This is a genomic window from Cellulomonas sp. NEAU-ZC6 (genome assembly GCF_056844425.1).
Map to the genome: position 1 here is coordinate 413,873 of NZ_JBXFYH010000001.1, position 9,328 is coordinate 423,200.

Sequence of the window (9,328 nt, forward strand, 5' to 3'; positions counted from 1 at the left end):
ACCCTCCTCCCGCGCCGCCCCGGTGCTCGTCAGCCGCGCGTCGGCTCGGCGCTCCCGGTGACGTCCAGCCCGCCGGCGAACTGCGCCGCGGTCTCGCCGCTCCAGCCGAGCTCCGGCGGCAGCTGCACCGAGAGGTAGCCGCCGTCGCCCTCGGGCACGAAGACCCCGAGGGTCCCGCCGGGCTCGCCGTCGGCCCCGAGCATCTCGTAGACCAGCGTGCGGTCGCCGTCGACGGTGAACTCCTGCGCCTCCAGCGAGGCCGGCAGGGACTCGTCGCCGACCAGCGTCGCCACGATGCGGCCCTCGAAGGAGGCGGGGTCGGCTCCGGTGTCGTCGCCGTCGGCCAGCACGAGGCTGCCCGCGTCGGAGGACAGCACGTGCCAGCCCTCGGGGACCTCCTCGATCGTGAACCCGGCGGGCTGCTGCTCGGTGTAGGCGACGAGCTCGACGGCCGCGGCCGGGACCGCGGACGAGGTGAACCCGATGCCGACGGCGGCGGTGACCGCGAAGGCGCCGCCGACGCCGGAGCCGACGATCCGGTTGCGCCGGCGTCGCGCCCGCTGCCCGCGGCTCACGTCGGCGTCCAGGATCGCCGGGGACGGGGTGGTCGCGACGTCGGCGGTGGCACGGGACATCAGGGTGTTCAGATCGCTCACGACTGGCTCCTCGCGGGGACGGCGGTACGGAAGACGGTGGGGACGGCGGTGGTGGGTGGTGGGGGCGTCGGCGGGTCGTCCCCGACCAGGGCGGGTCCCAGCCGGACCTGCAGCTTGTCGAGGGCCCGTGCGGTCTGGCTCTTGACCGTGCCGGGGGTGCAGCGCAGCGCCCGTGCCGTGTCCGCGACGCTCAGGTCGTGGAAGTAGCGCAGCACCACCGTCGCGCGCATGCGCTCCGGCAGCTCGGCGAGCGCCTGGTACAGCAGGCGGGAGTCCTCGTCGGTCCCCGCGCCGGCGACCGCCCGGTCCGGCAGCTGCGGCCGGAGGTCCTCCCGCTGCCGCCGCGTCGAGCGCATCTCGTCGGTGAAGGCGTTGACCAGGACCCGTCGGGCGTACGCCGTGCGGTCCTGCACCCCCCGCAGCCGTGGCCAGGCGAGGTACATCTTGGTCAGCGCGGTCTGCACCACGTCCTCGGCGGTGTGCGCGTCGCCCGCCGTGAGCAGCGTGGCGGTGCGGACCAGCAGCGCACGGTTGTGCTGCGCCCAGGCCCGGAACTCGTCGTCCGATCTCATCTGGTACTCCATCCGTTCATGCCCATCAGACGGGTCCAGGGCACCGAATGGTTGCATCGGCGAGCGCGGAGCCGCCGTGAGTCGCTCTGGACGCGGGTCGCGTCGTTCGCCGGACCCCGCCCGTGCGGCAGGCTGCTGCCGTGACGACAGCACGAGTGCCCACCGACCTCCGCGCCGTCGTCCTCGACGTCGGCGAGACCCTCGTCGACGAGTCCCGGGCGTGGGGCGACCTGGCGCGGGCCGCGGGCGTCACCCCGTTCACGCTCATGGCCGCGATCGGGGCGGTGATCAGTCGTGGTGGCGATCATCGCCTGGCGTGGGAGCTCCTCGGGGTGGCGCCGCCGGCCTCGGCGCCGGACATCGGCCCGGAGGACCTGTACCCCGATGCCCTGGAGTGCCTGCGGAGCGCGCGCGCCGCCGGTCTGGTCGTCGGGATCGCGGGGAACCAGCCCGGGGGAGCGGAGCAGGCCCTGCGCTCCGCGGGTGCGGACGTCGACTTCATCGCCACGTCCGCGACGTGGGGTGTCGCGAAGCCGTCGCCGGAGTTCTTCGAGCGCGTCGTCGTCGCGTCAGGGGTTCCCCCGCACCAGGTGCTGCACGTGGGCGACCGCCTCGACAACGACATCCGGCCGGCACGTGCGGCGGGTCTGCGCACCGCCTGGCTGCGGCGTGGGCCGTGGGCCCTGCTGCACGAGCCGGTCGACGACGACGTCGCGGACCTCGAGCTCGCCTCCCTCTCGGAGCTGTCGCAGGCGCTGCTCGCCGGCGGTCAGGGCCGAGGTCGGTAGACGGAGGCCGTCGGTCCACCCCGGGAAGCGGCTGACGCCGGCCCTGCCTCGTCAGGACGCGAGGGCACGTCCGTCGTGCCCCGCACGCTCGGTGCGACCCGCGCGGTGCGCCTGCCCCAGCCGGATGACCTCGTCGAGCTTGTCGCGCGTCGCGGTCAGGTCCTCGAGCTGGGCCTGCACCCGCGCGCGCTCGGCGAGCAGCCGCTCGTGCATCTCGTCGGTCAGCCCGCCGTGCTCCATGCACGGCAGGATCCGCAGGACGGCCTTGCTGCCGAGCCCGGCCGCGTAGAGGTTCTGGATGAACCGGACCCGGTCGACCGCCTCGGGCGCGTACCGGCGCTGCCCGCTCGCGGTGCGCTCCGCGGTCAGCAGCCCCTGCTCCTCGTAGTAGCGCAGCGCCCGCACGCTCACGCCCGCCTGCGCGGCGACCTCTCCGATGCGCACCCGTTCCCCCGACCGCTCGCCCTGGACTTGACCCTGACGTCAACGTCAGGTCCTAGCGTGCCAGACATGACAACCGCACTGATCACCGGGGCCAACCGCGGCCTCGGCCACCACTTCGCCGCCGAGCTGCTCGCCCGGGGCGCGACCGTCTACGCCGCCGCCCGCGAGCCCGCCACGATCGACCTCCCGGGTGTCCGGCCGATCGCCCTGGACATCACCGACCCCGACGCCGTGGCCGCGGCCGCCGCCCTGGCCGGCGACGTCGACCTGCTGGTGAACAACGCCGGCATCTCGACCGGCGCCCAGCTGCTCGGCGACCTGTCGGGCGTGCGCGCCGAGATGGACGTGAACTTCTGGGGCACGCTGTCGATGGTCCGGGCCTTCGCGCCCGTCCTCGCCGCCAACGGCGGCGGGACCGTCGTCAACGTCGCCTCCGCGCTGTCCTGGTTCGCCGCCCCGGGCGCCGGCGCGTACGCGGTGTCCAAGGCCGCGAACTGGAACATGAGCAACGCCCTGCGTCTGGAGCTGGCCGGCCAGGGCACGCAGGTCACCTCCGTGCACCTCGGCCTGGCGGACACGGACATGGCCCACGGCGTCGAGGGGCCGAAGACGGACCCGGCCGTGGTCGCCCGCAGGACCCTCGACGCCGTCGAGGCGGGGGCGCTCGAGGTCGTCGTCGACGAGTGGAGCGCGATGGTCAAGGCGTCGCTGGCCGAGGACCCGCGCGCGTTCTACGACCGCTTGCTGACCGCCTGAGGCGGCTGCCGGGTCCGGCGAGCGGCTCGCGCGCGCAGCAGCTCGCCGGGCCCACGGGTGGCCCCGGGATTCCGCCGACCAGGGCCGTCGGAACGCGGACGTGGACGTCAGGGCGGGGCTAGGGTCGGCGCCGTGGAGGAGCCGCCGGTGACCATGCTGTGGGAGCCCGTCGAACCTCGTGCGGCGCTCGCGCGACGGTTCGGCTTCACCGACGCCGCCGCGGCAGCCGCGCACCTCGTCGCCGCGCTCGCGGACCACTGGGGCCTGCGCACCACGTGCGAGCGCCTGGTCCTGAGCGACCAGAACCTCCTGGCGTGGGTGCACGGCGCCGCCGGGTCGTTCGTGGTGAAGGCGTGCGCCGCCGAGGCGCAGTTCGCGCGGCTCGCCGTGGTCGCCGACGTCGTCGCCCGCCTCGGTGGCGGAGGCCTGCCCGTGGCCGCGCCCGTGCCCGCACGGGACGGCAGCCACCGCGTGGTGCTGTCCGGGCCGGTGAGGCTGTCGGCGCTGGTCATGCCGTTCGTCCAGGGTGCGGCGCTCGATCCCGGTGACGCCGCCGCGGTGCGGGCGACCGGATCGGCGCTGGCCCGGATGCACCGTGCCCTCGCCGGGATCGACGTCGCGTTGCCGGGACCGGTGCCGCCCGCCGTGCTCGGGGCCGCCGACCCGCGGCCGGTCCGGGCCCTGCCGCGCACCTCCGCCGTGCGGGCCCGCGCACCCCGGGCGGCGGCCCGGCTGGACGCGTTGCTGCGTGACCTCCCGGATCTCGACGTCACCCCGGCGCTCGTGCACGGTGACGTCCGGGGGGCGAACGTGCTCGTCGCGGACGACGGAGCGGCGGTGCTGATCGACCACGACGCCATGGGGCTCGGGCACCGGGTGCTCGACCTGGCGCGCGGGGCCGCGACGATCGCGACGCAGTTCCGCACCTGGGACCCGCCGCCGCCCGGCGCCCGCCGGAACCTGGTCGACGGGTACCGCGACGTGGCCGTGCTGACGGCGCTGGAGGAGCGGTGGCTCGAGGCCGCGCTGCTCGCAGAGGGCCTGCGCCACGTCCCGGCGGGCGACGACCCGGCCGGCTGGGCCGCGGCGGTCGAGCGCGACGCGTGACGACACAAAGGCGTTGTGCCGGCGGCGGAACCGCCGCTACCTTCCGAGAGCCGTGTGAGAGGACGAGGAGGTGGTACCCGTGAACGCCGTGTCGACATGGGTGCTCCCTGCCGGGGTCATGGTCGGGCGATAGGTCGCCCGGGAGCACCACCCACGATCGCTCCCGAGAGGCACGACCATGCGATTCACCTCCGAGCACCACCTGGACGACGGCGTCGTCGAACGCGAGTTCACCGTCGGTGACATCCCCGGCACGGTGTGGACACCTCGTGCCACGCCCGCTCCGCTCGTCCTGATGGCGCACAACAACGGCCTGCCCCGGTCGGACGCCCGGCTGGTGGCCAGAGCGCGGTACACGGCCGGCGAGCACGGCTACGCGGTCGCGTCGATCGACGCGGCGGGGTGCGGTGGCCGGAGCCGTTCCGTCGCCCTCGAGCAGGCCGGCGCCGACCTGCGCCGGGCCCTGCAGGTCGGCGAGCCGGTGGACGAGATCCTCGAGTCCCTGGTCGGCCCGCTCGTGCACGACGCGGCCCCGGAGTGGCGGGCCGTCCTGGGCGATCTGCTGCTGCTGCCGGAGCTGGACGGGCGCGTGGGGTACTCCGGGTGGGCGGCCCTCGGCATCCGGCTGACCGTCGCCGAGCCACGCATCGCCGCCACGTGCCTCTTCGCCGGAGGCTTCGTACCGCGCGCCCAGCGCGACGAGGCCCGGCAGGTGACCGCGCCGGTGCTCCTGCTGCTGCAGTGGGACGACGCGGGGAACCCGCGGCAACGGGCGTTCGACCTGTTCGACGCCTTCACCAGCGCGGAGAAGACGCTGCACGCCAACCGGGGCGGGCACCTCGGCACGCCCGCGTTCGAGCTGGAGGACACGTGCCGGTTCTTCGGCCGGCACCTGCGCGAGCCCGAGGCGGCCGGTCCCGCCCCCGCGTCGCCGTCCAGCGGACCGTCCGTCGCCGGCAGCTCAGCCGGTCGGGGAGGTGTTCCGGGCGACCGCGCCGTGGGCGGTGCCGCCCCGGACGCCGACGTGACCTGACCGCTCGTGCGTCCGGTACCGGGCGGTCATGGTGAGCGCCGCCTCCTCGACGGCGCGGGCGACCGCATCCGTCCCGGGATCCCAGTCGACCAGGAACATCCGCGGCCAGAGCACGAAGTTCGAGATCATCCCCATCATCTGCGTCGCTGCCATGGTGGCGTCCTCGACAGCCAGGGTCCCGGCGCGGTCGGCCGCCTCGAGGTAGCGACGCACCTCCTCGAAGAACGGCATCTTGCCGAGGTCGAACTGCCGGCGGCCGAGCTCGGGGGACGACGGTGCCTCGCTGATCACCAGGCGGAACAGATCGGCCATCCCCGGACGGCGCAGCAGGTCGGCGTACACCGTCCCGAGCGCGCGGATGCCCGCCTCCGGGTCGGCGGGGTCGAGGTCCGCGGTGGCATGCGTCCTGGGCGTCCACACGTCTCCGACGATCGCGTCGAAGAGCGAGTCCTTGGTCGGGAACTGCTTGAACAGCGTGGACTTCGACACCTGCGCGGCCGTGGCGACCTGCGTGAGCGAGGTACGGGCGAACCCCTGCGTCCCGAACAGCGTGGTGGCAGCGGCGAGGATCGCGGCCCGCTTGTCGGCGGCGACGCGCTGGTGGAACGACGACATACCCGGCACCGGCCCAGCGTACCCAACGGGCGAGTCGCTTGACTCGCCTCACGAGGCGGGTGCACGATCGTGCTGCGAGTCAGATGACTCGCAGCACGTGGAGGGGATCAGCATGGGAACGCGCTACAGCGAGGACGTCGTCCTGATCACGGGAGCCACGGGCGGGATGGGCGAGTCCCACGTCCGCGGCTACCACGCCGAGGGCGCACGCGTCGTCGTCGCGGCCCGGCGGGACGACGCGGGGGAGGCACTGGCCGACGAGCTCGGGGGCCGAGCGGTGTTCGTCCACCTGGACGTCACCGAGCCCGACCACTGGTCGCGGGCGGTCGAGGCAGCGGAGGCGGAGTTCGGTCCCGTCTCCGTCCTCGTGAACAACGCGGGCCTGCAGACGCCACCGGCGCCGATCGAGCACACCGACCCGGCCGACTGGGCGCGCGCGATCGCCGTCAACGCCACCGGTGCCTTCCTCGGGATCCGGACGGTGGCCCCGTCGCTCCGCCGTGCCGGAGGTGGGTCCGTCGTCAACATCGTCTCGACGATGGGCAACGTCGGCACCGCGCTCTTCGCGCCCTACACCGCCGCCAAGTGGGCGGTCCGTGGCCTGACACGCACCGCCGCGCTGGAGCTGGGTCGAGACGGCATCCGGGTGAACTCGGTGCACCCGGGCGTGGTCTCCACGCCGTTCATCCACGAGCCGGTGCCCGGGTCCGACACCGCGATCGCCGACGTCTACTCGCCCGGCGCCTTCGCGGTCCCGCGCCTGGCCGAGCCGCGCGAGGTGACCGACATGCTGCTGTGGCTGACGTCCCGCGAGGCGGGGTTCGTCACCGGTGCCGAGTTCGTCGTCGACGGGGGCCTGCTGCTGGGACCGGCGATGCGGGCGGGGGAGACCGTCGATGCCTGATCCCCGTGCCGTCGAGGCGGCGCTGTCCCTCGACCGGTGGTCGAGCGCTGCGGCACGCACGATCGACCTCACGACGACGGGAGCCCGTTCCGGGCGCCCGCGCAGGATCGAGATCTGGTTCTACCGGGCCGGCGACGAGCTGTACCTGAGCACGGCACCGGCGCGGCGGGACTGGTACGCCAACATCGTCGCCGACCCGAGGATCGTCGTGCACCTGAAGAACGGCGTGCGGGCCGACCTGCCGGCCACCGGTGTGGTGGTCACCGATCCGGCCGAGCGCGAGCGGGTGCTCCGCGAGATCGTCGACGAGCTGCGGCACCCGGACAACCGCGGCGGCGTGCAGGACGTGATCGGCTCGGCCGACGACTGGATCGCCGGGAGCCCGCTGGTGCGGATCGACCTGGACGACCCGTCGCTGCTGCCCGGCGACGGGTAGGACCGCAGGAGGCCGTGCCGCCCGGTGCCCGGCCACGTCCCGGGCACCGGCGCGGCTACACCCCGCCGCGCAGGGCGGCGATCGGCTCGACCCGCGCCGCCTTGAGCGCCGGGTAGACGCCCGCGAGCAGGCCGATGACCCCGCCCCCGGCGGCGGACAGCAGCACGACCCCGAGATGCAGGATCGGCGTCCAGGACTGGGCGGCGGACACGAGGACGACGACCGCCACGCCGAGCGCCGCACCGACCATGCCGCCGAGCAGGCCGACGGTCGCCGACTCCAGCATGAACTGCGCCGCGATGTCCCGGCGCCGCGCGCCGAGCGCCCGGCGCAGACCGATCTCCCCCACCCGCTCCATCACGGACAGCAGCGTGACGTTCGCGATCCCGAGGCCGCCGATGAGCAGCGCGACGCCGCCGAGCGCGAGGAAGATCGTGCTGATGTCCGCCTGGACGTCGTCGCGCACCCCGCCGGACCCGCCCGGCACCTGCATCGTGACCGTCTCCGGGGTGTTGGGGGACAGGGCCACCGGGACCTGGTCCCCGACGACGGGACCGGCGCCCACGGCGATCCGCAGGTGCAGCTCGTCGGGTGCGACCAGGCCGAAGTCCGCCCGCGCGGTGCCGAGGGGGAGGACGACCGCGTCGCGCAGGTCGGTCCGGCGCTGCATGCCGTCGACGATCCCGACGACGGTGTAGGACCGGTCGCCGATGAACACCGAGGGCTGCCGGTCGACCCGGGAGACGCCGAGCCGCTCGGCGGCGCGCACCCCCAGCACCGCGACCCGGTCGGCGCGCGCGTCGTGCCCCGCGTCGAAGAAGCGCCCGGTGACGACCTCGCCGCGGACGGCGTCGAGCAGGTCGCCCGAGCCCGCGAGCACGGCGACGGACGTCGTCGCCGGTGCGGAGGGGTCGTTGACCGGCACCGCGGTGACGGCGGCGCCCGCCACGTCGACGGCCGCGACGAGCCCCGCGGACTCGACGCCCGCGAGGCGCTCGGCGCGCTCCGGCGCGTCCCACGGCAGGGGCGCGGCGGCCCGCTGCTCGCCGTCGGCGCCGCGGGTCGTGCTGGCGGACGCCATGGCCTGGGTGGCGGCGACGGCGTCGAACCGGCTGGCGATCTGCCCCGCCGCGGTCTGGGCGAGGCCGACGGTGACGACCACCGACGCGATGCCGAGCACCGTGCCGAGGATGGTCAGGAACAGGCGCCCGGGTCGGGCGTCGATCCCCGCGGCGGCCTCGGTGGCGAGGTCGCGCAGGCCGAACCGGTCGGCACGCGGGGTGTCGAGGACCGGCGCGCTCACGCGAGCTCCGTCAGCCGGCCGTCGGCGATCCGCACCCGGCGCCGGGCGCGGGCGGACACGACGTCGTCGTGGGTGATGACCACGAGCGTGAGCCCGTCGGCGTGCAGCTCGTCGAACAGGTCGAGCACCTCCGCGGAGTTGTGGGTGTCCAGGTTGCCGGTGGGCTCGTCGGCCAGGAGGACGCCGGGCGACGCGACGACGGCGCGGGCGACGGCGACCCGCTGCCGCTCGCCGCCGGACAGCGTCGTGGGCAGGAACCGGAGCCGGTGCCCCAGGTGCACGCGGTCGAGCGCGGCCAGCGCCCGGGCGCGCCGCTCGGCCCGGGGCACCCCGCTGTACAGCGTGGCGAGCAGGACGTTGTCGAGCACGGTGCGGTGGGGCAGCAGGTGGAACTGCTGGAACACGAACCCGATCCTCCCGCCGCGCAGCGCGGTGCGGCGCGCCTCGGTCGCCTCGGACGTCGGCTCGCCGTCGAGGAGGTACTCGCCGCCCGTCGGCCGGTCCAGCAGGCCGAGCAGGTGCAGCAGCGTCGACTTGCCGGAGCCCGAGGGACCGACGACCGACAGGTAGTCGCCCCGCTCGACCCGCAGGTCGCTCGGCAGCAGCGCGACCACGGGCGGGTCGCCCGGGAACGCGCGGGTGACGCCCCGGAGCTCGACGACGGGCGGCACCCCGCCCGAGCCCTCACCGGCACCGAGGAGGGCCACGGCGGGC

General features: G+C 75.0%; 12 protein-coding genes. 6 read left to right on the plus strand and 6 right to left on the minus strand.

What is annotated here, in order from left to right:
* Positions 1–29: 29 nt before the first annotated feature.
* Both AC1050_RS01885 and AC1050_RS01890 read right to left on the minus strand, forming a co-directional pair.
* Positions 30–656, minus strand: coding sequence for a hypothetical protein (locus tag AC1050_RS01885; RefSeq protein ID WP_482385686.1), 627 nt, complete (start codon positions 654–656; stop codon positions 30–32).
* Positions 653–1,228, minus strand: coding sequence for a SigE family RNA polymerase sigma factor (locus AC1050_RS01890; RefSeq protein WP_482385687.1), 576 nt, complete (start codon positions 1,226–1,228; stop codon positions 653–655). The genes AC1050_RS01885 and AC1050_RS01890 overlap by 4 nt, the downstream gene beginning before the upstream one ends.
* 140 nt (positions 1,229–1,368) lie before the next feature.
* Here AC1050_RS01890 and AC1050_RS01895 point away from each other — a divergent pair, with 140 nt between their 5' ends.
* Complete coding sequence (locus tag AC1050_RS01895) at positions 1,369–2,016, plus strand: HAD family hydrolase (protein WP_482385688.1); 648 nt, start codon at positions 1,369–1,371, stop codon at positions 2,014–2,016.
* 51 nt (positions 2,017–2,067) lie between these two features.
* Here the strand turns inward: AC1050_RS01895 and AC1050_RS01900 are convergent, their stop codons facing one another.
* Positions 2,068–2,460, minus strand: coding sequence for a MerR family transcriptional regulator (locus AC1050_RS01900; protein WP_482385689.1), 393 nt, complete (start codon positions 2,458–2,460; stop codon positions 2,068–2,070).
* A 66-nt stretch (positions 2,461–2,526) separates the two neighbouring features.
* Here AC1050_RS01900 and AC1050_RS01905 point away from each other — a divergent pair, with 66 nt between their 5' ends.
* The 3 genes from AC1050_RS01905 (at position 2,527) to AC1050_RS01915 (ending at position 5,356) form a co-directional block, all read left to right on the plus strand.
* Entirely contained in the window at positions 2,527–3,216 is a 690-nt protein-coding gene (locus AC1050_RS01905; RefSeq protein WP_482385690.1) for an SDR family oxidoreductase, read from the plus strand.
* A 132-nt stretch (positions 3,217–3,348) separates the two neighbouring features.
* A complete protein-coding gene (locus tag AC1050_RS01910) occupies positions 3,349–4,323 on the plus strand; it encodes a phosphotransferase enzyme family protein (protein WP_482385691.1) in 975 nt (324 codons plus the stop codon).
* Between the two features lie 178 nt (positions 4,324–4,501).
* A complete protein-coding gene (locus tag AC1050_RS01915) occupies positions 4,502–5,356 on the plus strand; it encodes a dienelactone hydrolase family protein (protein ID WP_482385692.1) in 855 nt (284 codons plus the stop codon).
* On the opposite strand, the gene AC1050_RS01920 is transcribed toward AC1050_RS01915, so the two are convergent.
* Positions 5,285–5,971, minus strand: coding sequence for a TetR/AcrR family transcriptional regulator (locus tag AC1050_RS01920; protein WP_482387220.1), 687 nt, complete (start codon positions 5,969–5,971; stop codon positions 5,285–5,287). The genes AC1050_RS01915 and AC1050_RS01920 overlap by 72 nt on opposite strands.
* Before the next feature lie 112 nt (positions 5,972–6,083).
* On the opposite strand from AC1050_RS01920, the gene AC1050_RS01925 reads away from it, so the two are divergent.
* Both AC1050_RS01925 and AC1050_RS01930 read left to right on the plus strand, forming a co-directional pair.
* Positions 6,084–6,875, plus strand: coding sequence for an SDR family oxidoreductase (locus tag AC1050_RS01925; RefSeq protein WP_482385693.1), 792 nt, complete (start codon positions 6,084–6,086; stop codon positions 6,873–6,875).
* Positions 6,868–7,311 (plus strand): nitroreductase/quinone reductase family protein, encoded by a 444-nt coding sequence (locus AC1050_RS01930; protein ID WP_482385694.1) that lies wholly within the window; start codon positions 6,868–6,870, stop codon positions 7,309–7,311. Before AC1050_RS01925 ends, AC1050_RS01930 begins: the two co-directional genes overlap by 8 nt.
* Positions 7,312–7,366: 55 nt before the next feature.
* Here AC1050_RS01930 and AC1050_RS01935 read toward each other — a convergent pair whose 3' ends face one another.
* Both AC1050_RS01935 and AC1050_RS01940 read right to left on the minus strand, forming a co-directional pair.
* Entirely contained in the window at positions 7,367–8,614 is a 1,248-nt protein-coding gene (locus AC1050_RS01935; protein WP_482385695.1) for an ABC transporter permease, read from the minus strand.
* Entirely contained in the window at positions 8,611–9,321 is a 711-nt protein-coding gene (locus AC1050_RS01940) for an ABC transporter ATP-binding protein (protein ID WP_482387221.1), read from the minus strand. Before AC1050_RS01940 ends, AC1050_RS01935 begins: the two co-directional genes overlap by 4 nt.
* Positions 9,322–9,328: the final 7 nt, after the last annotated feature.